The following is a 23,513-nucleotide window of genomic DNA, read 5'->3' on the forward strand; positions in this document are numbered from 1 at the left end:
ATGAAGCGCGTCTCGAACAACCCTCCTGAAAGGACAGACCCGATGCACATCGGTGTACTCGACGTACGTAACCACAAGGCGTTTCTCGTTGACGGGCCGCAGGTTCCGCAGAGTCTCGTGCGACTGCACGACCTGCGGCGCGGCGACCAGATCAGCGGTGAGACCGAAGGCGACAAGCTCGTCAGCGTTGACACGGTCAACGGGCGCAAGCCGCACAAGCGGCCACGGTTCGAAGACCTCACGCCGCTCTATCCCAACGAGCGGCTGCGGCTGGAGCACGACCCCAACGAGCTCACGAGCCGCACCATCGACCTGGTCATGCCGATCGGCAAGGGGCAGCGGGCGCTGATCGTCGCGCCGCCCAAGGCCGGCAAGACCATTGTGTTGCAACAGATCGCGGCAGCGATCGCCAAGAACTACCCGGACGTCCACCTGATCGTGGCGCTCGTCGGCGAACGGCCCGAAGAGGTCACCGACATGCGCAAGACGATTCCCGGCGAGATGTTCACCTCCACCTTCGACGAGCACCCCAACGAGCACATTCGCGTTGCCGAGCTCGCGGTCGAAAGGGCCAAGCGGCTCGTCGAGGACGGTCAGGACGTCGTGATCCTGCTCGACTCGCTGACGCGGCTCGGGCGGGCCTACAACCTCGCGCAGCCCAACGGTGGGCGCATCCTCAGCGGTGGCATCGACGCGAGGGCGTTGACGCCGCCCAAGCAGTTCCTCGGTGCCGCTCGCAACATCGAGGACGGTGGCAGCCTCACGATCTTCGCCACCTCGCTCGTCGAGACCGGGTCGCTGGCCGACACGGCCATCTTCGAGGAGCTCAAGAGCACCGGCAACGCCGAGCTGAAGCTCGACCGCAAGGCCGCGCAGAAGCGGATCTACCCCGCGATCGACCTCAACCAGTCCAGCACCCGCAAGGCGGAGCTGCTGGTCGGCGCCCAAGAACTCGCCATCACGGACACGATGCGCCGCGCCATGTCCGAGCGCGACATCGACGTGCTGCTCGAAGGGTTGCGCAAGACCCAGAGCAACGCCGAGTTCCTCATGCAGATGCAGAGGTGACGTCGCGGGCACGAGTGGGGGAGCCCAGCGCGTAGAACAAGAAGCCGAGGCCGATCACGATCAGCAGTGGGACCACCTGCGACAACGTGTACTGCGTGCGTTCGCCCTCGAACGCCGAGGGCAGTTCCGGCGGCCAGATCAGCACCACGACGGTGAACGCGACCAGGCCGGTCGTCAGGATCGTTGTCAGCACAGCGAAAGGCGCGCGGAACGGGCGTTCGACGTCCGGCAGCCGGCGGCGCAGCACCAGCATCGACGGGAACGTCAGCAGGTAGCTGACGAACGTCGTCGAGATCACCAGTGCCAGCCCGGCGGTGAAGTACTTCTCGGAGTCGCCGCCGGACAAGTTCAGCGCTGTCACCAGGACAAGAGAAGCCAACAGTCCGGATAGGACGTTCACGCGCAACGGGGTGCCGTGACGAGGGGACAACCGGCCCAGATAGGCGGGCCCGGCGCCGTCCGCACACGCCACGGCCTGCGCCCGATGCGCGCCGATCGCCCACGAGACACCGGAAGTCAGCACGCCGATGATCAAACCCGCCGCGCACACGCTTCCCAGCACCGCACCCGCGCCGGTCAGAACAACCGTCCCATCAGGCGACACCGATCCGCCGTAGACGGTCAGCACCTGTTTGGCGGCGTCGATGAACCCGCCCAGGCCCTGGATCTGTGCGGCCGGCACGACGAGCAGGATCCCGAGAATCGGGCCTCCGTAAAGAAGAAACGCCGCGATGCCCGCGCGCAGGATCGCGAACGGCACGGTGCGCTGCGGATCGGTCATCTCCTCGGTGGCGGTCGACGGGAGCTCGAAGCCGACGTAGTTGAAGATCAGCACCGGCACCAGCACCACGAAACCCGTCCAGGTCGGCACGAAATCGCCGCCGGACAACGGTTGTACGCCGTTCTTCACCGCGTAGACGACGACCGAGACCATGAAGAACCCCAGCAGCACGATTCGCGCGAACGCACCCGCGATCGGGACCCACTTGCCGATCCGCAACGACGCCGCGACGGCGAGGACGCCGGTCCAGATGAACGCCAGGCCCGCGACGTGCTTGCCCGCCATGCCCAACGGCAGGAAGAACGTCTCGAACGTCGTCACGGCGATGATCGCCAGCGTGCCGCCCATCCACAGCGGGTTGGACAGCCAGTAGAGGACCTGGTTCACCCCGGCCGCGAGCCGCCCGAACGCGAGCTTGGTCCACACGTACGGGCCGCCCTCGACGGGGAACGCCGTGCCGAGTTCGGTGGTCAGGAACCCGTACGGCAGGAAGAACACCACCGCCAGGATCACCATCCACACGAGCCCCTGAGGACCGTTCGCGGCGACACTGCCGATCGTGTCCAGGCCGACGAGGGTGCAGAGCAGGTAGAACGTCACGTCGACCCGGCGCAGCGACTTGCGCAGGTGGGTGCGTTCGCCCAGCCAGTTGCCGCTGAGAGGCTGTACCTCGCTCACGGGCCCTCCAAGTGGTTGACTGACTCGTCAGTCAGTTATTCGGGACGCGGCCACCAGCTGAAGCCAAGGGGAGCAGGCGATGAGTTATCTCCAGGTCACGTGGGTCGACCCGGCGACGGGAGCGCGTGGCTACCTCGTCATCGACCGGCTGGTGCGCGGGGTCAGCAGCGGGGGTCTGCGCATGCGCGCGGGCTGCACGCTCGACGAGGTCCGCGGGCTGGCCGAGGGGATGACCGCCAAGGAGGCCCTCAACTACGACCCCGGCGCGCGCTACGTTCCGCTCGGCGGCGCGAAGGGCGGCATCGACTTCGACCCCTACGACCCGCGCGCGCAAGAAGTCCTCACGGCCTACCTGTACGCTATGTCGCCCTACATCGAACGCTTCTGGACGATGGGGGAGGACCTCGGGCTGCGGCAGCAGGCCATCGACGTGGCGATCGAGAAGATCGGCCTCCAGTCGTCCATCCAGGCGGTCTACCCGCTGCTGGACGACGAGCAGAAGGCCAGGGAACGCCTCGCGGACGCCTTCGCGGTCACCGTCGACGGCGTCGGTCTCGACGAACTGGTCGGCGGCTACGGCGTCGCCGAGGCGGCGCTGGCGGGGATCGAGCACCTCGACCTGAGCAACCCCACCGCGTTCGTGCAGGGCTTCGGCTCGATGGGCGGCGCCACGGCCCGCTACCTCGCCAAAGCCGGCGTCAAGATCGTCGGGCTCGCGGACGTCCACGGTGTCATAGCAAACCCTGATGGGCTCGATGTGGAAACCCTTTTGCTGTCCCGGGATTCGCACGGCGCCATCGACCGCACGAAACTGCGCCCGGAAGACCACCAACGCGACCGCGACAGCTGGCTCGACGTCGAGGCGGACGTACTCGTCCCGGCCGCCACCAGCTACGCGATCAACGAGGACAACGCGCACCGGGTCAACGCCAAGCTGATCGTCGAAGCCGCCAACATGCCGGTCACGGCGGAGGCGGAGGCCAAGATCGACGCGCTGGTCATCCCGGACGTCGTCGCGAACTCCGCCACGAACTCCTGGTGGTGGTGGACCCTGTTCGGCGACATCGACGCCACGGCGGAGTCGGCGTTCGCGAAGATCGGCACGAACATGCGCCGGCTCGTCGCCAAGATCGTCGACAGGCCCTCACCGCGAGCGGCCGCGGCAGAACTCGCTGCCACAGCTGTCAAGGAGATCGAACAACGCTTCCCGCGGTCGTAGACTCGCCGGATGCCTGGCCTGCAGCACGCCATCACGATCGCGGCCCCGCCGGAACGCGTCTGGGAGGTGCTCGTCGACGTCGAGCGCTGGCCGGAACGGATCCCGACGGTCGACTCCGTGGAACGCCTCGACGACGGCCCGTTCGCCGTCGGCTCCAGCGCCCGCCTCAGGCAGCCGAAGCTGCCCGAGGCGGTGTGGACGGTCACCGAACTGACCCGCGGGATGTCCTACACCTGGGAGTCGAAGTCACCGGGCGTCCTCGGTGTCGCCTCGCACGTCGTCGAGCCGCACCCGGACGGCGCCCGGCTCACCCTCGCGCTGAGCGTGTCCGGGCCGCTGTCCGGGCTGGGCTGGCTGTTCACGAAGAGTCTGACCAGGCGGTACGTCGAGACCGAGGCCGCCTCGATCAAGAGCGTCGCCGAGGCCGCCGACTAGTCGAGCGGGCCCAGCAGCCACGCTCCCGGCCCGTCCAGGTCCTCCGAGAAGTAGTACGCCCGGATCGCCGCCAGCAGGTCCTCCGTCCCGATCAGGCCGTCACCGTCGTGATCGAGGCGGGCGTGCACGGCCCGTGCGTCGGCCTCGGGCAGGCTGATCCACGCCGTGGTCCAGCGCATGTACTCGTCCACGCCGAGCTGGCCGTCGCCGTCCTGGTCGGCGACGGCCATCAGCGCGTCGAGGTACGGCACGTAGACGTCGTCGAACGCCTCCGGCCGCTCCAGCAGGCCTTTCGCGAACGCGGCCTTGTACTCGTCCACGCTGATCCGGCCGTCGTCGTTGGTGTCCGTCATGGCGGAGAGGTGGTCCCACACACCCAGCAGGTGCTCCTGGAACCGCCTCGCCCGCCGGTCGTCCGAACCCAGGCCGAACGCGGCGGTCGTCCGTGACGCCGCCAGTTCGAAGTCCGCTCGGTTGACGTACCCGTCCTGGTCGCTGTCGTAGGTCTCGAACCTGCGACTGAGCTTGCGGTCCAGGAACGTGGTGATGTGCATGCCCCCTTGGTACCCGGTCAGCGCCGCTTGCGACGCGCCGGGGCACCAACGTAATCAGCCAGGTGCTCGCCGGTCAGCGTCGAACGGTCGGCCACGAGGTCTGCGGGCGTGCCCTCGAACACGATCTTGCCGCCGTCGTGACCCGCTCCAGGGCCCAGGTCGATGATCCAGTCGGCGTGCGCCATCACGGCCTGGTGGTGCTCGATCACGATCACCGACTTGCCGGACTCCACGAGCCGGTCCAGCAGGCCCAGCAGCTGTTCGACGTCGGCCAGGTGCAGTCCGGTCGTGGGCTCGTCCAGGACGTAGACGCCGCCCTTGTCGCCCATGTGCGTGGCCAGCTTCAGGCGCTGGCGTTCGCCGCCGGACAGGGTCGTCAGCGGCTGGCCCAGCGACAGGTAGCCGAGGCCGACGTCGTTCAGCCGTTCCAGAATCGCGTGCGCGGCGGGCGTGCGGGCCTCACCGGCGCCGAAGAACTCCACGGCCTCGGCGACGGGCATCGCGAGCACCTCGGAGATGTCCCGGCCGCCGAGCTTGAACTCCAGCACGGCCTGGTCGAACCGCTTGCCCTCGCAGACGTCGCAGGGGGACTCGATCGTCGCCATGATGCCGAGGTCGGTGAACACCACGCCCGCGCCGTTGCAGTTCGGGCAGGCGCCCTCGGAGTTCGCGCTGAACAGCGCGGGCTTCACGCCGTTGGCCTTGGCGAACGCCTTGCGGATCGGCTCCAGCAGACCGGTGTAGGTCGCGGGGTTGGACCGCCGCGAGCCCTTGATCGGCGTCTGGTCGACCACGATCGCGCCGGAGTCGCGCGGCAGCGACTTGTGGATCAACGAGCTCTTGCCGGAGCCGGCCACGCCGGTGACCACGGTCAGCACCCCGAGCGGGACGTCGACGTCGACGTCGCGCAGGTTGTTCGTGGACGCGCCGCGGATCTCCAGCACGCCGGTCCTCTCGCGCACCTCCGGCTTCAGCGACGCGCGGTCGTCCAGGTGGCGGCCGGTCACGGTGTCGCTCTTGCGCAACCCCTCCAGCGTTCCCTCGAAGCAGATCGTGCCGCCGCCCCGCCCGGCTCCGGGACCGAGGTCGACGATGTGGTCCGCGATCGCGATCGTCTCGGGCTTGTGCTCCACGACCAGAACGGTGTTGCCCTTGTCCCGCAACCGAAGCAGCAGGTTGTTCATCCGCTCGATGTCGTGCGGGTGCAGACCGATCGTCGGCTCGTCGAACACGTACGTCACGTCGGTCAGCGCCGAACCGAGGTGGCGGATCATCTTGACGCGCTGCGCCTCACCGCCGGACAACGTGCCCGCGGGCCGGTTCAGTGACAGGTAGCCGAGGCCGATCTCCACGAACGAGTCCAGCGTGTGCGCGAGCTTGTCGACGAGCGGTGCGACGGACTTGTCCTTCACGCCGCGGATCCAGTCCGCCAGGTCGGTGATCTGCATGTCGCACAGGTCCGCGATCGAGACGCCCTTGATCTTCGACGACCGCGCCGCCTCGGTCAGGCGGGTACCGGAGCAGTCCGGGCAGGTGCCGAACGTCGCCGCGCGGTCCACGAACGCGCGGATGTGCGGCTGCAGCGCCTCGCGGTCCTTGGACAGCATGGACTTCTGCAGCTTCGGGATCAGGCCCTCGTAGGTCAGGTTGATGCCGTTGACCTTGATCTTGATCGGGTCCCGGTACAGGAAGTCGTGCAGCTCCTTCTTGGTGTACTTGCGGATCGGCTTGGCCGGGTCGATGAAACCGGACTGCGCGAACGTCTGCACGGTCCACTGGTTGTCGACGTTGTAGCCGGGCACCTTGATCGCGCCCTCGAGGATCGACTTCGACTCGTCGTAGACCTCGGTCAGGTCGATGTCGGAGATCTGCCCGCGGCCCTCGCAGCGCGGGCACATGCCGCCGGTGATGGAGAACTCGCGGCGCTCCTTGACCTTCTGGCCGCCCTTCTCGATCGTCACGGCGCCCGCGCCGGAGATCGAGGCGACGTTGAACGAGAACGCCTGCGGGCCGCCGATGTGCGGTGCGCCGAGGCGGCTGAACAGGATGCGCAGCATCGCGTTCACGTCGGTCGCGGTGCCGACCGTCGAGCGCGGGTCGGCGCCCATCCGCTGCTGGTCGACCAGGATCGCCGTGGTGATGCCCTCCAGCAGGTACACCTCGGGACGCGGCAGCGTCGGCATGAAGCCCTGGATGAACGCGCTGTAGGTCTCGTTGATCAGCCGCTGCGACTCCGCGGCGATGGTGCCGAACACCAGCGAGCTCTTGCCGGACCCGGAGACACCGGTGAAGACCGTCAGCCGGCGCTTCGGGATCTCGACGTCGACGTCGCGCAGGTTGTTGACCCGCGCGCCCTGCACGCGGATCAGATCGTGGGTGTCGGCATCATGCGCCGTCGGAGCTGTCCTGGTCATGGCGCAAAACTAACTCGCGCACCTCGGCTCTGCCTTCTTGATTCCTGATTGGTTATGCACGAATCCGGTAGTGATAGGTGCACACCTCGCGGAACCCCGTGCGTTCGTACAGCCGGAACGCCGTGGTGTTCGCCTTCTCCATCTGCAAGTACAGGTGGTTCGCCTCGCGCGCGGCAGCCCATGAGGCCAGGGCGGCCAGGACGGACCGTGCGGCGCCCTGACCGCGTGCGTGCGGGAGTGTCGCCATGCCGAACACCCCGGCCCACCCGTCCTCGGCCACCGCGCGTCCTACGGCCACCACCTGGCCGTCCACCTCGGCATAGGCGTAGGCGCTGGGGTGCTCGACGCGGCTGAGCAGGTCGCGTTCGGCGCTGACGTCCCGCTTGGTCACCTTCTGCCACGCCGCCAGCCACTCGTCGGTGGGTCTGGGCCTCACCTCGCCGGCGTCGGCATCGGCGTGCCGCAGCACCTCGGCGGTCGAGGCGATCTGCAGGGACATGTCATGACCCCTCGTGTACCCCCTGTCCTCCAGCCGCAGGTCGAGGTCGTCCGCGCACACGCCCGGCGTGATCTGGAACCGCACACCGGAGCCGTGTTCGGCGCAGAACTCCTCCGCGCGCTCGACCCGGTCCTCGCGGTCGTGCGGCAGGACGGCGCTGACCCACCACGCGTCGCCGGGGGAGTGCCGCAGCCACCAGCCGCCCGCCTCTTCGACGTGCTCGGCGGGCTGGGCGTGGGCCGCGTACTCCTGCAGGGTTTTTAAGAGCACGTCAGTCCAACGACCCGAGCAACCAGTTGCCGGCCTCGGCGGGATCCTCGGAGAAGTAGAACTCCCGGATCGCCTCGAGCAAGGCCTGAGTGGACATCAGTCCGTCCTCGTCGGACAGCAGGTCGTGAATTCCACGCGCGTTGGCCTCCGAGAGGTTCATCAACGCGCCGGTCCACGTCACGTGCTCTTCGAGAGTGAGTTTGCCGTCGTCGTCCTCGTCCGCGATCGCCATCAGCGCGTCGAGGAACGGCACATAACCCTCGTCGAACGACTCCGGCGTCTCCAGCAGCCCGTTCGCGAACGCCTTCTTGTACTCCTCGACGCTGATCCGCCCGTCCCGGTCCTGGTCGGTGACCTCCGAGAGCTGCTCCCACAGCCCGATCAGCATGTCGTGGAACCGCACGGCTTTCGGGTCGTCGTGCGCCAGGCCGAATGCCTTCGTGGTGCGCTCGCCCGCCTGTGTGAAGTCCTCCCGCTCGATGAACCCGTCGCCGTCGGAGTCGTACGTCCGGAACCGGCGGGCCAGCTTGCGGTCTAGGAAGGCGGTGATCTCCATAAGGCCCTTCTACCGCATTCCGCTCCGAAGTAAAACGCCTCTGTTAGTGCCGTGAATGCGAATTCTCCCAGTTCTCAACGGCGGCCCAACCCGGAGAACGCACTCGCGACGACCACCATGCCGATCATCCCGATTACCGCGGCGATGCCACCGACCGCCGGTTTCGACACCTGTTCGACGTGCGCGACCGGGCGCGGGGGCGCTGGTTCGTCAGGCACCGGTGCGGGCGGCTCGGGAGCGAGCGGCAGGGGAGCGGGCGGCAGCGGGGCGCTCAGCGACGCGATGCGCACGACCGCGCTTTCGCTGACGGCCCCAGCGGCACCTGCGCCGGACACGGTCAACCGGGAGTTGATCGGGGCCGTGGCCAGGCAGGTGTAGGTGACGCGTTCGCGCGGCTGCAGGACCGGGAACTCCCGCCGGCACGCGGCGGGCTCACCGTCGACGCGGACGTCGGCGATCGGCAGGTCCGACGGGTTGCCGACCGTGACGGTGACCGTGACGTCCTCGCCTTCCAGCGCGCGGTCCTTCGACCACGCCGCGCTGATCGTCAGCCGTGGGTAGACCACCTTGACCTGCGCGGATGCCGTCGCTTCGACCTTGCCGCCGATCTTGTCGGCCGCCGTGACGGTGGAGGTCAGCGCGCCGCTCTCGTCGCCGGCGGGGGCCGTGCAGTCCACCGTGGACGTCGCGCCGGGGTCGAGCTGCCCCTGCATGGGGTCACACCCCTGAGCCGAGCGGGCGGCGAGGCCGAACAGCGGGGTGTCGCCGGTGTTCGTGACCGTCGTCGTGAACTTGACGGCCAGGCCGGGGAGCGCGGTCATCGGTTCCTGCGCGGTGGTCGCTTTCAGCGCCGGGTGCAGCACGTCGACGGTCGTCGCCTTCTGCGTCGCGAGTGGATCGCCCGCGAGGCTGGTGCCGCTCACCGCGACGGTCGCGGGGTAGTCGTCGTCGGCCGCTGTGGACGAACAGGTTCGCGTTTCGGTGGCGCGTGAAGCGATCGTGCCGATCTGCTGGCCGCACACGGTCACGTCAGCGGTGGGTGCGTCACCGACGTTGGTGATCGTCGCGGTCTGGGTGACGGTGTCCCCGGAATGGGCGGCGGGTGTCTCCGGGGCGACTGCGAGCGTGAGTTCCGGCAGTGGGAACGACCACGCGATGCTCTGGACGAGGAACGCGTCGTCCGCCCGTTTGAAGCTGAGTTCGGCGCTCTTGGTGCCGGGTTTGAGGGCGTCTTCGCTGATGGTCACCGTGCGCGCGTCGACGCTCATGTTGTTGGGATACGCGGCACCTTGTGCGGACGACACGAACGCGTTGAACCCGCCGATCGACGCGCCGTTGACCAGCATCTGGTCGCCGTCCGTGGCCCAGTCGCCCTCGTACGCGGTGATGCCCATGCGGATGACCCCGCCCGCGGGGTGCGTCGGTGCGATCGGCGTGCTCAGCACGGGCTTCTTGGTGGGGAGGCGGACGTGCCCGCCGTGCACCGCCACGTGCCGCTTGGCGGGTGCCGTCGCGGTGGCGTTCGGGAACTTCCACACGACCGTCAGCGACCAGCCGCCGAAGCAGTCGAACCCTTGCGGCGCCCAGACGTTGCCGACCGTCACGGTGCCGCTCGTCAGCGCGCGGGTCACGTCGGCTTCGGCGCTGTAGAAGGCGTTGTCGGTGTGCGAGAGGTCGTCCGGCGCGTCGATGACGAACTTGTCGGGGGCGACTTTGGCGCCGTTGAAGGTGACCGGGTCGCTGGGTGTTCCCGGCGGGTCGAGTGCGTCGCGGCAGCTCGCGCTGCCCGCCCAGCCGAGTTTGGCGTAGGCGACGGTCGCGCCCGCCGGGATGCTGAGCTCGGCGCTGGACGAGTTGACCGTCGCCGGGTCGGCGTCGACGTCGGTCCACGACATGCGATGCCCGTTGTTGAGCGCGGAAGGCCCCTGCCCCTTGCGGTTCAGAGCGTCCACACAGGACTGCGGCGGATATTTCGGATGGTGTCCGGCCTGCTCGGGCGTCGGGCAGGTGAGGACGGAGTTGCCGATGACCGTGACGTCTCCGTACACCGCCTCGTCGAACTGGGTGCGCCACACCTCGGCCGCGGCGACCGGCCCAGGCGTGAGCAGTGGGATCAGCAGCACGACGGCGATGAGGATCGGTACACGCATGCCACGCCTTCCGGTCGGGTCGGGGCACAGGTTGGCACGCTTCCCGGTGGTTGTCACCGCCCGTTGATCACGCCTTCCTCACTCTCCGTCGCCGCTGGCGGGGTGCGGTTCTCCTATTCGTGTCAACGGGTTGCGGGCACGCGCTCCGATGTGGACTTGCCGTGTGCGTGATCCACCCTGCGTTGCTCTTGACGGGCGCAGAACAGTGCCGGGAAGCGTGGTGTTGGTGGTCAAACGGTGTCCGCTGTGGGGAGATGGACCCCATGTGGACCGCGCTAGTCATCGTTCTCGCGTCGGTGGTCGTGACCGCCATCGCCTGCATCCTGTTCGGGCGCTCCCGTGCCCACGAGCAGGCCGACGACCGGGACGCGGACTCGCGAGGCTTCCTGGGCGCGGTGATCAGCGGCCTGTTCATCGTCGCGCTGGCGTTCTACGTGGTGATCGTCTGGGAGGAGAGCGGCGCGGCCGAGGACAACGCCTCCCGCGAGGCCGCCGCCGTCGCCGACGTCTACTGGCAGACCGCCGTCCTGCCGCAACCCCAGCGCGACCACATCCGCTCGCTGCTCACCGAGTACCCGAAACTGGTGGCGGACAAGGAATGGCCTCGCCTGGCCGTCGGCGAGTCCGACGACACGACGACCGAGACGCTCCACTCGCTGCACTCCGAGATCCTGTCGCTGCCCGCCTCGCCCGACCAGGTGAAGAGCGCGCGGGAGCGGTCGCTGGAACGGCTGCGGGAGATCACCGACCTGCGGCGGGATCGGATCGACTCGGCCGGCGGGCTGGACAACACCGGCATGTTGATGTTGATCGGCACGATCGCAGGAGCAGTGGGAATGATCGTGTTCCCGTTGTTGATCGGGTTCACGGCACGGAGGCGGCACGTGCTGCAGATGAGCCTGACGGCGGCGGTGCTGGCGTTCGTGTGCGTCTTGTGCGTGGGGATGACGCAGCCGTTCAGCGGGGTGTTGCGGGTGGAACCCGAGTCGTTCACGGGCCTGTCAGAGGAGCTGGCCGGGATACCGGTGGAGGAGAACCGCTGAGGAGCCTCGGCGACGGCGCCTCAGGGACGGCCGCCCACCGAACTGGTGGGCGGCGCTCCCTGCGGTCGATCAGTAACCGCGGTCGGGCATGATCACCCAAAGCACGATGTAGACGACGAACTGCGGTCCGGGCAGAAGGCAGGACAGCAGGAACAGAAGGCGCACGGTGCTCGCCTTCATTCCCCAGCGCTGGGCGAGCCCCGCGCAGACACCCGCGATCATCCGGTTGGTCCTGGGCCTGCTCAAAGCAACTGTCGTGGTCATATACCCAGAATGCCCACTTTTGCTCAACTGTTGCATCGGGGATGAACCCTGATTTCACCCGGATGAGCTACATCACGTAACTCCAGGGCTGTGACCTGCGACAGCACGGTTGTCCCGAACGTTGGGGAGGCCGAGATGAGCGTTGACTTCCTGATCGACACGGTGTTCATCGCGGTCTACGCGCCGCTGTTGTGGCACGCCTGGCAGTGGTTGCGCGCAAAAGAGCGAAATGGGCCGCCGTCGCCGTTGCGCAGCCTGACGCTGGTCGAGAGTCCGTATCCGCGGGCGGTGCCGATCACGGTTCTGGCCGTGGGGCATCTCGCGGGCAATCCGGCCGGGTTGATCGCGCTCGGGTTTCTCGTGACGGTGGCCGTCGAGTCGGCGTGGCGGAACCGGGATCGCTGGGTTCGGCAGCACGTGTGGGCGTTGGGGCGCCTCAGGGTTCAGGCGACGGTGGTGGTGCTCGCGTCGGGGCTGATGGTGTTCGGCGACACGCGGTCGCTCACCCGTCCCGGGGTCGGGCTGGCGATGTTCGTCGCGGCGGTCGCCATGGGCGCGAGCGTGTGGTTCGTGATGCGGCGGCTCGTGTTGACGTCGTGGGCGCAGAAGACGTGGCGCAGTGCGCGGCCTGAACTCGGGGCGCTGATCAGGCTTGGGCTGTGCGTCCTCGTAGCGGGCGTCGGGTGGATCTACGGGCCGCGGCAGCTGACCGGGTACGCGATCGTGCTCGGGCTGGTCGTGTTGCTCGGGTTGGTGTGGGTGGTCTGGGAACTGGACGACGCCGCCGCCGCGAAGAGCAAGCTCGGGGACGCCGACCAGATCCGGGCCAGGGTGGCGATGAGGCCGACCGCGGAACAACGGCCCGCGGTCATGCGGGTGGCACGGGGGCTGGCCGTAACCCCGTTGGTAGCCCTGGGAATCGCCTACGTGCCGATGGCGTACGACGGGCAGAACGCGCTGACGGCGATGCGGGTGCTGGTGTTGTGCACGGTGGCGGTGTTGTTCGGGGACTGGTTGATGGCGCGGGGCGGCAAGGGGCCGTCGCACTCGCCGCACCACTGGTGGTTCACGGCCGCGGTTGTGGTGACCTCGACCGCCGGCTTGATCACCGTGGGCGTGATCGGGCGTGCGCTTCCGCTGGCCGTGGTGTTCCTGATGTTCGCCGGGCTGTTGCTCAGCGAGGCGCAGCGGTTCGCGGAGACCGTGCCGGTGCCGAAAGGGTTGCTGTTCCTCGGTTTCACGCGCACGCCGGTAGCGCTGTTGCTGGTGCTGTGCGTGCTGACGAGCGGGCTGAGCTATCCGACGGACGCGGTCGAGAGCTGGTCCACGAACCTCAGGCACGTGGTGCGCATGGCGTCGACCGTCATGGCCCTCGAACCCGCGAGCACCTGAAGTGCGAGGCCGTCGAGCATGCTGACCATCATGTTCGCGAGCTCGAGCGGGTCGCCGGGCGAGTGGATGTCGCCGGAGGCCTGGCCGTCGCGGAAGATGCTCGCCACGATGTCGCGCCACTCGCCGTAGAAGCGCTCGTTGAGCTCCTGCAGTTCGGGGCTGCGGATCGCCTCGACCCAGAGCTCCGCCCAGACCTTCCACGCCTCGACGGTCTCGGCCCCCTCGGGGAGGTACGACTCGACCACCATGCGCAGGCGCGACAACGGGGGCTCGTCGGACTCGAGGATCCAGCGGCGCCGGCGGACCGAGAGCTCGAAGCAGTGTTCGAAGGCCGCGTCGGTGAGTTCCCGCTTGGTCTCGAAGTAGTAGTGGACCGTGCCACCGGACACGCCGGCGTCCTTGGCCACGTCGGACACCCGGAGATGACGGAAGCCCTCTGCCGCGATCACCTTGCAGGTGGACGCGAGGATCTGAGCCTTGCGTTCGGCTTCCACACTTGGACGGGGCATCCGTCACCTCCTGATTTGTCCTGAACCTTACCGAAACTGGGAACGAAGCTTGCGCTTGTCGACCTTTCCCACCTTGGTCAAGGGAAGTCGAGGCACGATCGTGACCCCTCTGGGCTGGTAAAGCTCACCCAGTTCGGCAACGACCGAATCGCGAATTCTGTCGACATCGACATCCGGTCCCTCGGTGACCAGGAAAAGATGCACGACCTCGCCCAGCGCCTCGTCCGGCTGGGCGACCGCCGCCGCCTGCCGGATACCGGGAAGCGTGACGAGAAAGTCGTCAAGCAGGCGTGAGTAGACGTTGTCGGACGTTCTACCAGTGACGATGACGTCTTTGCTGCGGTCGTTGAGGTAGAGGTAACCGTCGGAGTCGAAATAGCCCACGTCTCCGGTGTTGAACCACCCATCGGCCGTTTCGCTCAATGGGGGTTCGCCCCAATAGCCCTCCATCACGTGCGGGCCGCGCACCCACACGTCTCCGTCGCGGGTTTCGACCTCCATCGCCGGATTGCGCTTTCCGACCGTGCGCAACGTGTCCGGCCGTGAGAGGTCGACATCGCCCGCGGGCATCGCCGTGATGGCCATCGCCTCGGTCATGCCGTACCCCTGCATGACGACCGGGCCCCACTTCTCGATCGCCTGGCGCAGCCGCTTTGGAGCGAGCGGGGACCCGCCGACGATGACGACGCCGAACTGCCGGCCGGGGCAGTCCGGGTGGTCGAGCACCTCGTACATCATCGGCGGCACGAACATCGTCGCGTTGATCTCCTCGTCGCGGGCGAGGCGCACGAACGTGTCCGCGTCGAACGTCGACGGGCCCAGCACCAGCTTCGACCCGGTCATCAGGGCGAGCCGGGCCGCTCCGGCGCCGCTGCCGTGGGTGATGAGCGTGTTGCAGAGCAGGTTCATCGGCGGCGTCTGCGCGGAGGTCGCCCACCGGTCGTCGGAGCGGTGGACCGCGAGCTTGGGCAGGCCGGTCGTGCCGCCGGTGTACATGACGGTGGTGAAGTCCGGCGCCGGGACGCGTTCGACGGGGTCACCGGGGAGGTCGGCGAGGTCCCAGCCGTCGAGCCGGGTGCTGAAGGTGGGGTCGACCACCACCCCGGCCACGTCCGCTCTCTCGATCAACGCCCTGAGCTCGCTCGGCCCGGGCTCCGGTGGCACGTAGACGAGCCGGGCACCGAGCAGGTGGACGGCCACGGTCAGCAGGACCGCCTCCGGCGTGTTGCCGAGGTACGCGGCCACGCCGTCGCCGGGGCGGATGCCGCGCTGGGCGAGGCCGTCGGCGAGACGGAACAGCAGGTCACGGGCTTGTGCGCGAGTGAGTCTGGTGTCGCCGCCGATCACGGACTCACGTTCGTCGTCTGTGGACAGTCGCTCCAACACAAGATCGACGTAGCTCATACGTCCTGTGTACTCCAGGCCTCGTAGGCTGATCGGGTGGTCGCACCCCCCATCGCGCCGGAATCGCCGGAATTGCCCGCGCGCAGGCGAAAACTGAGCACTCCGGTGCTGTTGCGCATGGCACTCGCCGTCGTCGGCGGCGTGCTGGTCTACCTGAGCTTTCCGCCGCGCCCGCTGTGGTTCCTGGCGCCGGTCGGGTTCGCGTTGCTCGCCTATGTGATCTTCGACAGGCGTGCGCGCGCTGGATTCGGGTACGGGCTGTTGTTCGGGCTCGGGTTCATGGTGCCGCTGCTCCGGTGGACCGGTGAGTTCGTCGGGCTGATCGCGTGGCTGCCGCTGGCGCTCGCGTGCGCGCTGATGATCTCGATCGGCACGGCGGCGATGGCGTTCGCGTCGCGCGTGCCGGGCTGGCCGCTGTGGGCGGCGTGCCTGTGGGTGGCGGACGAGGCGCTGCGCGGCGTGTTCCCGTTCGGCGGCTTCACCTGGGGGAAGATCGCCTTCGGGCAGCCGGAGGGCTGGTTCCTGCCGCTCGCGTCGCTGGGCGGTGCGCCGCTGGTGACGTTCGGTGTGGTGCTGACCGGGTTCGGGCTGTTCTGGCTCGTCAAGAACTGGAAGCTCGGCCTGCCGCTGGTCGTGGTGCCGCTGGCGGTGGGCCTGGTCGTACCGGTGGGGGTGGACGCGTCCGCCGGGACCGTCACCGTCGCCGCGATCCAGGGCAACGTGCCGCGCGCCGGGCTCGACTTCAACTCGCAGCGCCGGGCCGTGCTCGACAACCACGTCAAGCGCACTCTCGAACTGGCCGCCGACGTGGCCGCGGGCAAGGTCAAGCAGCCCGACGTGGTGATCTGGCCGGAGAACTCCTCCGACATCGACCCCTTCCGCAACACCGACGCCGCCGCGCTCATCGACAGGGCCGCGAAGACGATCAAGGCGCCGATCGCGGTGGGCGCCGTGGTGGTCGACAAGACCGACGGGCTGCCGCGCAACCAGGTGGTGCTGTGGGACCCCGAGAAGGGGGCCACGGACACCTACACCAAGCGCAAGCTGCAGCCGTTCGGCGAGACGATGCCCATGCGGTCGTTCTTCCGGCTGTTCGCGTCCGAGGTCGATCGGGCGGGGGTCTTCCAGCCCGGCACGGACCCGGAAGGTTTCGTCCTGGGGCCCGCGAAGGTCGCGATAGACACATGTTACGAAGTGGCGTTCGACTCAGTGGTCCGCGACTCCGTGACGGCCGGCGCGACGATCATCGCGATCCCGACGAACAACGCCACGTTCGGCTACACGGAGATGACCTACCAGCAGCTTTCCATGTCCAGACTGCGTGCGGTGGAGCACGGCCGGGCCGTGGTCGTGGCGGCCACCTCGGGGGTCAGCGCCATCGTCGAACCTGACGGTTCCGTCACTCAGAAGACTGGGCTTTTCGAGCCGGGTGCCCTGGTCGCGACACTGCCGCTGCGGTCACAGACTACGCTGGCGACTTGGCTAGGAGCCTGGCCCGAGTGGGTGATTGCCGCTGCGGGCCTTGTGGCGTTGGCGCTGGGCTTCACCCGACGACGGAAGGACTCGAATGGCGCGGCAGCCTGACCAGGAACTCGGGCAGGTGCTGGTGGTGATCCCGACGTACAACGAGCGGGACAACATCGGAAAGATCGTCAAGCGACTGCACACGGCACTGCCCGACGTGCACGTGCTGGTGGTCGACGACGGCAGCCCCGATGGCACCGGCCAGCTCGCCGACGAGATGGCGGCCGCCGACGAGCGGGTCCAGGTGATGCACCGCACCGAGAAGGCCGGGCTGGGCGCCGCGTACGTCGCGGGCTTCCAGTGGGCGCTCGAGCGGGACTACGGCGTCATCTGCGAGATGGACGCCGACGGCTCGCACGCCCCGGAGCAGCTGCACCGGCTGCTCGACGCGCTGCCGCAGGCCGATCTGGTCATCGGCTCGCGCTGGGTGCCCGGCGGTGAGGTCGTGAACTGGCCGGCGCAGCGCAAGTTCCTGTCGCTGGGCGGCTCGCTGTACTCGCGGCTCGCGCTGGGCGCGAACGTCCGCGACATGACGGGCGGCTTCCGGGCGTTCCGCGCGGACACCCTGCGCAAGCTGAACCTCGCCTCGGTCGCGTCGGCCGGCTACTGCTTCCAGATCGACCTGCTGTGGCGGACGATCGAGCTGGGCTTCCGGGTCCGCGAGGTGCCGATCACGTTCCTCGAGCGCGAGTTCGGCGAGTCGAAGATGAGCGGCAACATCGTGCGCGAGGCGCTGATCCGCGTGACGAAGTGGGGCCTGCGCCGGCGCGGGAACCAGGTCAAGGCGCTTTTCGGCGGCAAGAAGTAGGTCGTTGCTGAGTCCGGCGGTTGCGAGTGCGACCGCCGGACCCCAGGGTGGACCGCATGGGCCTCGCCGACCGGATGATCCGCCTGCTCTGGGCGGTCGGCGGTGAGGACGTGGCGGAACGGCTGCTGCTGGCGCACTGGCGACAGCTGCCGAGCGACGACCCGCTGGGCCGGGCGTTGCGGTCGCGGCTGGTGAAGGCGTTGCGGGCCGAGCTGCCCGGACATGACGCGCAGATCCGCGAGGCCGTGCTGGTCGACGAGCTCACGCTGCTCAACGCCGCCGAGCGGGTGCGGCCGAGCCGGGCGGCGGTGCTGAAGATCGTCCGTGCTTTGGCCGACTCCTGAACGGGTACACCCCTGATATGACGCTGGTATCGCAACGGCATCCGGTTCGCGCTCTCGGACTCTTCGCGGGGGCTGTGCTGGTGACCGCCGTGGTCGGGTCGCTGTTCTCCGTCTCGGCCGGATCGACGTACATGGCTCTGCAGCAGCCGTCCTGGGCGCCGCCCGCGTGGCTGTTCGGTCCGGTGTGGACGCTGCTGTACGTGATGATCGCGGCCGCGGGCTGGCTGGCCTGGCGTGCCGGGGCGACTCGGAACGAGCTGACGTTGTTCGGCGTGCAGCTGGTGCTGAACGCGGCCTGGACGCCGTTGTTCTTCGGGCTCGGGTGGTTCTGGGTGGCGTTCGCCGAGATCCTCGTGCTGTGGCTGGCGATCGTCGCGGTGATCGTGGCGTTCTGGCGGCGCAGCAGGGCCGCCGGCGCGCTCCTCGTGCCCTATCTGGCCTGGGTGAGCTTCGCGACGGCCCTGAACGTGTCGATCGCCGTGCTCAACTGACGGGCACGAACTCGCGCAGCACCTCCATACCCGTCATCGCGGGCGCGCCGGACGGTTCCGGGCCGAGCACGCGGGCCAGGATCGGGCCGAGCACCTCGCGGAAGAAGCGGTCGGCGTGCTCCTTCGACTCCCACACGGCGATGACGCGGAACTCGCCGTCGGCCCGGCAGGCGTAGCGGGCGCGCAGGCCGTCGGGCGTAGCCGCGCCCATCACCTGGTCGAGCTGGTCGAGGGACTGGATCGGCGGGGTCGCGATGGTGAGCCACATGGGGTCCTCCTCGGTCGGTGTGCTCCCAAGGTAGGAAGTTCGCGCTGGTCAGCCATCCGCCGGAGTACTCGGTGCGGTACTCATCCACGCCGCGATCTGGCTGCGCGTGCTGAAGCCGAGCTTGGTGAGGATGTGCTGGACGTGGTTCTGCGCGGTCCGCTCGGAGATCACCAGCCGGCGCGCGATCTGCCGGTTCGTCATGCCCTCGGTGACCAGCGACGCGACCTCGTGCTCGCGGCCGCTCAGCTCGGTCGTGGTGAACGCCGTCATGCCCAGCGTGCGGATCGCGCGGTCGGCGGCGCGGTGCACGGCGTCAGCGTCACGTCCGGCTGCGCGCAACGCCGCCGCGAGGTGCCAGCGGGCCTCGGCGGCGAACGCGGGCGCGCCGGCGCGGGAGGCCTCGTCCACGGCGGAGGTGAGGTCGGCGATGGCCTGCTCGTGGTCGCCGAGGGCCAGATGCCCGCGGCCCAGGGCGAGGGTGACCGGGCCCATGTACGCGACGCCGTTGCCGGCCGCGTGCTCGCCGCGGAACTCCGCGAGGCGGGGCAGGATCAGCCGCAGGTCGTCGGTCAGGCCCAGTCCTGACGTCACCAGGACGGCGTCGACCAGCCCGGGCAGCACGAAGAACGCGGGCAGGTCCCACTCGGCGATCGGGCCGGAACGGCGGTAGAAGTCCAGGGCCTCGTCGCGGAAACCCGCGCGCAGCAACAGGAACGCCCGCGTGAGCTTCGACATCAGCCGGAACCGCGGTGGCGGGTCGTGGAAGTGGCGGGCCAGCGCGAGGCCGTCCTCGGTGACGCCGAGATGGCAGGAAAGCCCGCACTGCAAAGCGAAGTAGGCGCCCGACGCCGGTTCGCGCTCGATCACCCGCATGCGGTCGTAGGCCCTGCGGCCGACCTCCTGGGCCTCCGCGAAACGTCCCTGTGCCTGGGCGAGACATGCCGTCACGACGTCCAGGTGCCACAACGGGACCTGGCCGCCGACCCGTTCGCAGGCCAGCTTCAGCGCCGGGAGTTCTTCTTGTGCGGCAGCGAATTCGCCGCTCTCGACCAACGCGTGGATGCGCCACAGCGAGCCCCACATCGCGCCGCGCGGACTGTGCGTGCGGTGGGCGAGGTCGATCATCTCGGCGGCGAGGTCGAGGCGTTCGGCGCGTCCGGCCGGGCCGGGGCACGCCTCCTGCCTGGCGTGCAACGCCTCGGCGAGCGCGCCATCGTCGCCGCGGGCCAGCCTCAGCGCCTCCCGGCTGAGCTCGTCCAGGCGGTGCTGCTCGCCGCGGTAGAACGCGAGGTGGCTGCGCTGGGCCAGCAGCCGGGCACGGGTGGCCGGGCGGACGTCCTGGCGAAGGGCGTTGTCGCACAACGGGGTCGCGACGGCGTTGACGCCCGCGCCGGGTGCGGCTTCGAGGACCAGGGCGGCCTCCGCGATCTGCTCGGGCGTCCCGGCCAGTTCGGCGGCGCGCTGGGCGGCCTGGACGCACCCCGCGAGGTCCCCGGCGAAGTAGGCGGCTCTGCCCAGCGCCACCTGGATCTCGTGGCTGTCGCCCAGTTCGGCGGCGGCGCGGTAGAGCCGGACGCCCTCTTCGTAGGCGAGCCTGGTGACCGCGTCCTGCGCCGCGCGGATCGTCCACGTGCGGGCGTCTTCTGTTGCGCCACAAGCGCTCCAGTGCCGGGCCACGTCGGCGAAGTGCGTGCTGCTCGTCATCGCCTCGGCGATCCGGCGGTGCAGCGCGCGACGTTCGGCCGGGGTGAGCGCGGCCTCGACGGCGTCGCGGGTCAGCGCGTGCACGAACCGGTGCCCGGTCGCGTCGATCAACGTCGTGGCCTCGTCCAGCGCGCTGATCGGCAGGCCGGAGGCTCGGGCCGCCAGGTCGAGGTCGAAGTCGCGGCCGATCAGCGCGGCCGTCCTGATCAGTTCGCGGGCGTCGGGGGAGAGCCGGTCGAGGCGGGCGGTGACGATGTCGCGGACGCTGCGCGGTGGCTGGTCCGCATGCCACGTGCCGTCGTCGACCGCGCGGGCGATCTCCGTGACGAACAACGGGTTCCCGCTGGTCAGCTCGGTGATCGTGGCCGCGTGCTCGGCCCCGACCAGCTCCGCGACCTCGTCGGGCGACAGCCCGTGCAGGTCGATCCGGTCAGCCGAGCGCATCAGGTCCGCCACCGCGGGGCACGGGTCGCGGAAGGTCGCGAACACCAGCACGTTCCGCAGTTGCGTGGCGAGGTGGGCGAGCACGAGCAGCGACGCCTCGTCGGCCCAGTGGACGTCCTCGACGACGATCACCAGGCCGTCGCGGTCCAGCGCGGTCGCGATCGCGTCGAACACCCGGAACCTGTCCTGCGGCACCTCGGCGTCGTGCGCGAGCACGAGATCGGGATCCGCGCCGGTCGCCTTGAGCACCTGCCGCCACGGCCAGAACGCCGGCGCCCCGGCGGTCTCGACGCAGTGCCCCCACACGACCTCCCGGCCGACTGCGAGCGCGTGCCCGGCCAGTTCCTGGGCCAGCCGCGTCTTGCCGATGCCCGGCTCGCCTCCGCAGAGCACCAGCCGCCCGGTCTCCGCCGCCAGCCACGACCTCGCCGCGGCGAGCTCACGACCACGCCCCACAACCCTCACGCCTGGATATCGTCCACGCCAGGAACCTCGTTTCCGGCAAATAGCCCGATAAATGGCTGGCGGCGGCGCGGACGGTCCGGCAAGGTTGTCCGCATGCGCACCTATCGCAGCTATCCGCCCAGCTCAGGCTCTCCGTCGTGACGCCGTAAGGCCTCGCCGACGTCGAGAGCCGCCCGCCCGTGCGAACGGGTCAGGGCGGCTTTTTCGTGCGCGGAAATGTGCACGACAATGGTGGAGATGGGGCTGTGGAGCCCCGCCCGTCTGTAAAACGGGAGCCCCGCGCAGAGTCGGTTCGACTCCGACCTCCACCACCAGCCGTTGCGCCACCGGGGTGAACCCCGGCAACGACCCCTGCTCCGCTCACGACCTACTAGCGGAGGAAGGGGACACCATGTCCATCGACATTCAGCAGCCTCGCCCGCTCGGCCTGGTCGGGAGCCACGTCCACGTCGGCGGCACCGCGGGCGGGGCGTTCGAGGCCCAGTTCGGCTACCGGATCCACGAGGGCCACGACGAGGTGGTCGGCGGGTTCACCGCGGGGGACGGGGTCGGCGGCCACGGCCAGTTCCAGGTCCAGGTCGACGTGTCGGGGGCGTCGTTCGTGCTCGACCGGCTCTTCGTCGAGGTGTTCTGGGTGTCGCCGCAGGACGGCGCCGAGCTCGACAAGGTCATCGTGCCGGTGGTGTACGGGCCGCGGATCGTGCCCGGCTACCGGGTGTACCAGGAGTACGTGATCAAGGCCGGTGACACGCTCTGGTCGATCGCCACGCGGTTCTACGGCTCCGGCAACACCTACACGCGGCTGGTGCGGGCCAATCCGCACGTCATCACGGACCCCAACGTGATCACCCCGGGGAGCGTGATCCGCATTCCCCAGTCCTGATGTGACCCTCTGGGACGACCGGGAGTTCGGGAAGTTCTGGCTCGCCAGGCTGATCTCGACGGCCGGGTCCGCGGTGTCGGGCGTCGCGCTGCCCGTCCTCATGTACTCGCTCACCGGCAGCGCCGCGTACACGGGAGCGCTCGCGGCGCTGACCGCGGTGCCGTACCTCGCGTTCGGGCTCGTCGCGGGCGCGCTCGTCGACCGCACGCACCGGCGCACTGTCATGGTCGTCACCGACCTGGTCAGCGCCGGGCTGCTCGTCAGCGTGCCGGTGGCGTCGGCTCTGGACGCACTGACCCCGTCGCACCTCCTGCTGGTCGCGGCGGGGGTCGCGAGCGTCGGCGTCTGGTTCGACGCGGCCACCTTCGGCGCCGTGCCCGCGCTCGTGGGCAGCGAGAACCTCGTCCGGGCCAACAGCGCCATCTGGAGTACCGCCACCGCGGTGCACATCGCGGCGCCGTCGGTCGCGGGAGTGCTGTTCGTGATCCACGGGCCGGCCGGGACGATGGCGCTCGACGCGCTGAGCTTCGCCGTGTCCGCGGCGCTCATCCGCACGATCCTGCGGCCGCTGAACCTGAGCCGGCCACCGCGCACCTCCCTCAAAGCGGACATCCGGGAAGGACTCGACTTCCTGTGGAGGGAACCCACAGTCCGGCTCTTCCTCGCCTTGGGTCTCGGTCAGGCGGTCGCGGGCGGCGCGGTGTCCGGGCTCCTGGTCGTCTACGCGTTCCGGGCGTTCGAGGTGCCGCAGAACGACGTGCGGATCGGCGTGCTGTTCAGCGCGCTGGCCGCCGGGTCGTTCGTCGCCACGGTCCTCATGCCCGCGATCAGCGACACCTGTGAACCCCGCCGCACCACCACGATCGGCCTGACCGCCGGGGTGGGGGTGATGGGGTTGCTGGTGGGGGCGCAGCTGTGGTGGCTCGCTGTACTGAGCACCGCGCTGTGGGGTCTGACCTCGACGATCGTCATCGTCAACGGCATCACGGTGCGCCAGCTGATCACCCCTGATCATCTTCAGGGGAGAGTCAACCTGGTGGGGCGCATGATGACGTTCGGGGTGGGGCAACCCGCCGGGGCGCTGGCCGGAGGAGTTCTGGCCGACGCGCTGTCGGTGCGCACCGCCCTGGTGATCACGGCGTTACCGCTCGTGTTCGTCGCGGGGCTCGGGTGGTCCCGGGTGAACGCCGAGCGTGGTGGTGAGTTGGGACACGGGCTCAAGTGATGCTGTGCCGAGGACCTGGTGGCTTGTTGGTTTCATACAAACCACGCTGCTCAACTCGCTTCGATCTAGCGGTTTTCCTACCGGGTAGTAGACGAGAGTGTGTACATCGATTGGGCGGCGT

The 23,513-nt window shown here is 69.1% G+C and carries 22 protein-coding genes and 1 tRNA gene; 12 read left to right on the forward strand and 11 right to left on the reverse strand.

Annotation, left to right across the window (positions count from 1 at the left end; genetic code table 11):
- Window positions 1–42 precede the first annotated feature (42 nt).
- Window positions 43–1,068 (forward strand): transcription termination factor Rho, encoded by a 1,026-nt coding sequence (gene rho / locus ACH413_RS00130; protein WP_396424835.1) that lies wholly within the window; start codon window positions 43–45, stop codon window positions 1,066–1,068.
- Here rho and ACH413_RS00135 read toward each other — a convergent pair.
- Window positions 1,049–2,527: an APC family permease gene (locus ACH413_RS00135; RefSeq protein WP_360029374.1), complete on the reverse strand. Its 1,479-nt coding sequence runs from the start codon at window positions 2,525–2,527 to the stop codon at window positions 1,049–1,051. The two genes, rho and ACH413_RS00135, sit on opposite strands and share 20 nt — an antisense overlap.
- Before the next feature lie 79 nt (window positions 2,528–2,606).
- Between ACH413_RS00135 and ACH413_RS00140 the strand changes: the two genes are divergently transcribed.
- Entirely contained in the window at window positions 2,607–3,746 is a 1,140-nt protein-coding gene (locus tag ACH413_RS00140) for a Glu/Leu/Phe/Val dehydrogenase dimerization domain-containing protein (protein ID WP_360029375.1), read from the forward strand.
- A 9-nt stretch (window positions 3,747–3,755) separates the two neighbouring features.
- Complete coding sequence (locus ACH413_RS00145; RefSeq protein ID WP_360029376.1) at window positions 3,756–4,181, forward strand: SRPBCC family protein; 426 nt, start codon at window positions 3,756–3,758, stop codon at window positions 4,179–4,181.
- On the opposite strand, the gene ACH413_RS00150 is transcribed toward ACH413_RS00145, so the two are convergent.
- From ACH413_RS00150 to ACH413_RS00170, 5 genes are all read right to left on the reverse strand, one after another.
- Window positions 4,178–4,735: an EF-hand domain-containing protein gene (locus ACH413_RS00150; protein ID WP_360029377.1), complete on the reverse strand. Its 558-nt coding sequence runs from the start codon at window positions 4,733–4,735 to the stop codon at window positions 4,178–4,180. The genes ACH413_RS00145 and ACH413_RS00150 overlap by 4 nt on opposite strands.
- A 17-nt stretch (window positions 4,736–4,752) precedes the next feature.
- The gene (locus tag ACH413_RS00155; protein WP_360029378.1) at window positions 4,753–7,149 is read right to left on the reverse strand and encodes an excinuclease ABC subunit UvrA; all 2,397 of its coding nucleotides are present in this window, start codon (window positions 7,147–7,149) and stop codon (window positions 4,753–4,755) included.
- Between the two features lie 52 nt (window positions 7,150–7,201).
- Window positions 7,202–7,918 (reverse strand): GNAT family N-acetyltransferase, encoded by a 717-nt coding sequence (locus tag ACH413_RS00160; protein WP_360029380.1) that lies wholly within the window; start codon window positions 7,916–7,918, stop codon window positions 7,202–7,204.
- 1 nt (window position 7,919) lies between these two features.
- Window positions 7,920–8,474, reverse strand: a complete 555-nt coding sequence (locus tag ACH413_RS00165) for an EF-hand domain-containing protein (protein WP_360029381.1) — start codon at window positions 8,472–8,474, stop codon at window positions 7,920–7,922.
- Between the two features lie 74 nt (window positions 8,475–8,548).
- Window positions 8,549–10,624, reverse strand: coding sequence for a hypothetical protein (locus ACH413_RS00170; protein WP_360029382.1), 2,076 nt, complete (start codon window positions 10,622–10,624; stop codon window positions 8,549–8,551).
- A 263-nt stretch (window positions 10,625–10,887) separates the two neighbouring features.
- Between ACH413_RS00170 and ACH413_RS00175 the strand changes: the two genes are divergently transcribed.
- A complete protein-coding gene (locus ACH413_RS00175) occupies window positions 10,888–11,667 on the forward strand; it encodes a hypothetical protein (protein ID WP_360029383.1) in 780 nt (259 codons plus the stop codon).
- Between the two features lie 69 nt (window positions 11,668–11,736).
- Here ACH413_RS00175 and ACH413_RS00180 read toward each other — a convergent pair whose 3' ends face one another.
- A complete protein-coding gene (locus ACH413_RS00180) occupies window positions 11,737–11,931 on the reverse strand; it encodes a PspC domain-containing protein (RefSeq protein WP_319980008.1) in 195 nt (64 codons plus the stop codon).
- Window positions 11,932–12,066: 135 nt separating this feature from the next.
- On the opposite strand from ACH413_RS00180, the gene ACH413_RS00185 reads away from it, so the two are divergent.
- Window positions 12,067–13,323: a hypothetical protein gene (locus ACH413_RS00185; protein ID WP_360029384.1), complete on the forward strand. Its 1,257-nt coding sequence runs from the start codon at window positions 12,067–12,069 to the stop codon at window positions 13,321–13,323.
- Here the strand turns inward: ACH413_RS00185 and ACH413_RS00190 are convergent.
- Together ACH413_RS00190 and ACH413_RS00195 are read right to left on the reverse strand one after the other, a co-directional pair.
- Window positions 13,227–13,832, reverse strand: coding sequence for a TetR/AcrR family transcriptional regulator (locus ACH413_RS00190; protein WP_360029385.1), 606 nt, complete (start codon window positions 13,830–13,832; stop codon window positions 13,227–13,229). The genes ACH413_RS00185 and ACH413_RS00190 overlap by 97 nt on opposite strands.
- Before the next feature lie 27 nt (window positions 13,833–13,859).
- Window positions 13,860–15,236, reverse strand: coding sequence for an AMP-binding protein (locus ACH413_RS00195; protein ID WP_360029386.1), 1,377 nt, complete (start codon window positions 15,234–15,236; stop codon window positions 13,860–13,862).
- Between the two features lie 36 nt (window positions 15,237–15,272).
- Between ACH413_RS00195 and lnt the strand changes: the two genes are divergently transcribed.
- The 4 genes from lnt to ACH413_RS00215 are packed head-to-tail and all read left to right on the forward strand — an operon-like array spanning window position 15,273 to window position 18,403.
- A complete protein-coding gene (gene lnt / locus ACH413_RS00200; protein WP_360029387.1) occupies window positions 15,273–16,820 on the forward strand; it encodes an apolipoprotein N-acyltransferase in 1,548 nt (515 codons plus the stop codon).
- Window positions 16,804–17,568 carry a polyprenol monophosphomannose synthase gene (locus ACH413_RS00205; RefSeq protein ID WP_360029388.1) on the forward strand — a complete coding sequence of 255 codons (765 nt, stop codon included), beginning with the start codon at window positions 16,804–16,806 and terminating at the stop codon, window positions 17,566–17,568. Before lnt ends, ACH413_RS00205 begins: the two co-directional genes overlap by 17 nt.
- A gap of 56 nt (window positions 17,569–17,624) precedes the next feature.
- On the forward strand, window positions 17,625–17,912 hold the full coding sequence (locus ACH413_RS00210) for a hypothetical protein (RefSeq protein WP_360029389.1): 288 nt from the start codon (window positions 17,625–17,627) through the stop codon (window positions 17,910–17,912).
- 17 nt (window positions 17,913–17,929) lie between these two features.
- Window positions 17,930–18,403 (forward strand): TspO/MBR family protein, encoded by a 474-nt coding sequence (locus ACH413_RS00215; protein ID WP_360029390.1) that lies wholly within the window; start codon window positions 17,930–17,932, stop codon window positions 18,401–18,403.
- Here ACH413_RS00215 and ACH413_RS00220 read toward each other — a convergent pair.
- Complete coding sequence (locus ACH413_RS00220) at window positions 18,396–18,671, reverse strand: hypothetical protein (protein WP_360029391.1); 276 nt, start codon at window positions 18,669–18,671, stop codon at window positions 18,396–18,398. The two genes, ACH413_RS00215 and ACH413_RS00220, sit on opposite strands and share 8 nt — an antisense overlap.
- 48 nt (window positions 18,672–18,719) lie before the next feature.
- Window positions 18,720–21,284 (reverse strand): AAA family ATPase, encoded by a 2,565-nt coding sequence (locus ACH413_RS00225; RefSeq protein ID WP_360029392.1) that lies wholly within the window; start codon window positions 21,282–21,284, stop codon window positions 18,720–18,722.
- A 230-nt stretch (window positions 21,285–21,514) separates the two neighbouring features.
- Between ACH413_RS00225 and ACH413_RS00230 the strand changes: the two genes are divergently transcribed.
- The 3 genes from ACH413_RS00230 (at window position 21,515) to ACH413_RS00240 (ending at window position 23,392) form a co-directional block, all read left to right on the forward strand.
- Window positions 21,515–21,598: transfer RNA gene (locus ACH413_RS00230), tRNA-Tyr, on the forward strand.
- 77 nt (window positions 21,599–21,675) lie between these two features.
- Window positions 21,676–22,167: a Gmad2 immunoglobulin-like domain-containing protein gene (locus ACH413_RS00235; protein WP_360029393.1), complete on the forward strand. Its 492-nt coding sequence runs from the start codon at window positions 21,676–21,678 to the stop codon at window positions 22,165–22,167.
- A gap of 1 nt (window position 22,168) precedes the next feature.
- Entirely contained in the window at window positions 22,169–23,392 is a 1,224-nt protein-coding gene (locus ACH413_RS00240; protein WP_360029394.1) for an MFS transporter, read from the forward strand.
- Window positions 23,393–23,513 lie beyond the last annotated feature (121 nt).

Origin of the sequence: Lentzea sp. NPDC020367 (assembly GCF_044387305.1) — a bacterium.
Taxonomy (GTDB): Bacteria; Actinomycetota; Actinomycetes; order Mycobacteriales; family Pseudonocardiaceae; genus Lentzea.

Bases quoted from the DNA above. Each gene is read 5' to 3' on its own strand.
- ACH413_RS00140 (WP_360029375.1), top strand. From the start codon at position 2,607: ATGAGTTATCTCCAGGTCACGTGGGTCGACCCGGCGACGGGAGCGCGT.
- rho (WP_396424835.1), top strand. From the start codon at position 43: ATGCACATCGGTGTACTCGACGTACGTAACCACAAGGCGTTTCTCGTT.
- ACH413_RS00190 (WP_360029385.1), bottom strand. From the start codon at position 13,832: ATGCCCCGTCCAAGTGTGGAAGCCGAACGCAAGGCTCAGATCCTCGCG.
- ACH413_RS00150 (WP_360029377.1), bottom strand. From the start codon at position 4,735: ATGCACATCACCACGTTCCTGGACCGCAAGCTCAGTCGCAGGTTCGAG.
- ACH413_RS00185 (WP_360029384.1), top strand. From the start codon at position 12,067: ATGAGCGTTGACTTCCTGATCGACACGGTGTTCATCGCGGTCTACGCG.
- ACH413_RS00235 (WP_360029393.1), top strand. From the start codon at position 21,676: ATGTCCATCGACATTCAGCAGCCTCGCCCGCTCGGCCTGGTCGGGAGC.
- ACH413_RS00175 (WP_360029383.1), top strand. From the start codon at position 10,888: ATGTGGACCGCGCTAGTCATCGTTCTCGCGTCGGTGGTCGTGACCGCC.
- ACH413_RS00210 (WP_360029389.1), top strand. From the start codon at position 17,625: ATGGGCCTCGCCGACCGGATGATCCGCCTGCTCTGGGCGGTCGGCGGT.
- ACH413_RS00215 (WP_360029390.1), top strand. From the start codon at position 17,930: ATGACGCTGGTATCGCAACGGCATCCGGTTCGCGCTCTCGGACTCTTC.
- ACH413_RS00220 (WP_360029391.1), bottom strand. From the start codon at position 18,671: ATGTGGCTCACCATCGCGACCCCGCCGATCCAGTCCCTCGACCAGCTC.
- ACH413_RS00165 (WP_360029381.1), bottom strand. From the start codon at position 8,474: ATGGAGATCACCGCCTTCCTAGACCGCAAGCTGGCCCGCCGGTTCCGG.
- ACH413_RS00195 (WP_360029386.1), bottom strand. From the start codon at position 15,236: ATGAGCTACGTCGATCTTGTGTTGGAGCGACTGTCCACAGACGACGAA.
- ACH413_RS00145 (WP_360029376.1), top strand. From the start codon at position 3,756: ATGCCTGGCCTGCAGCACGCCATCACGATCGCGGCCCCGCCGGAACGC.
- ACH413_RS00170 (WP_360029382.1), bottom strand. From the start codon at position 10,624: ATGCGTGTACCGATCCTCATCGCCGTCGTGCTGCTGATCCCACTGCTC.
- ACH413_RS00180 (WP_319980008.1), bottom strand. From the start codon at position 11,931: ATGACCACGACAGTTGCTTTGAGCAGGCCCAGGACCAACCGGATGATC.
- ACH413_RS00155 (WP_360029378.1), bottom strand. From the start codon at position 7,149: ATGACCAGGACAGCTCCGACGGCGCATGATGCCGACACCCACGATCTG.
- ACH413_RS00205 (WP_360029388.1), top strand. From the start codon at position 16,804: ATGGCGCGGCAGCCTGACCAGGAACTCGGGCAGGTGCTGGTGGTGATC.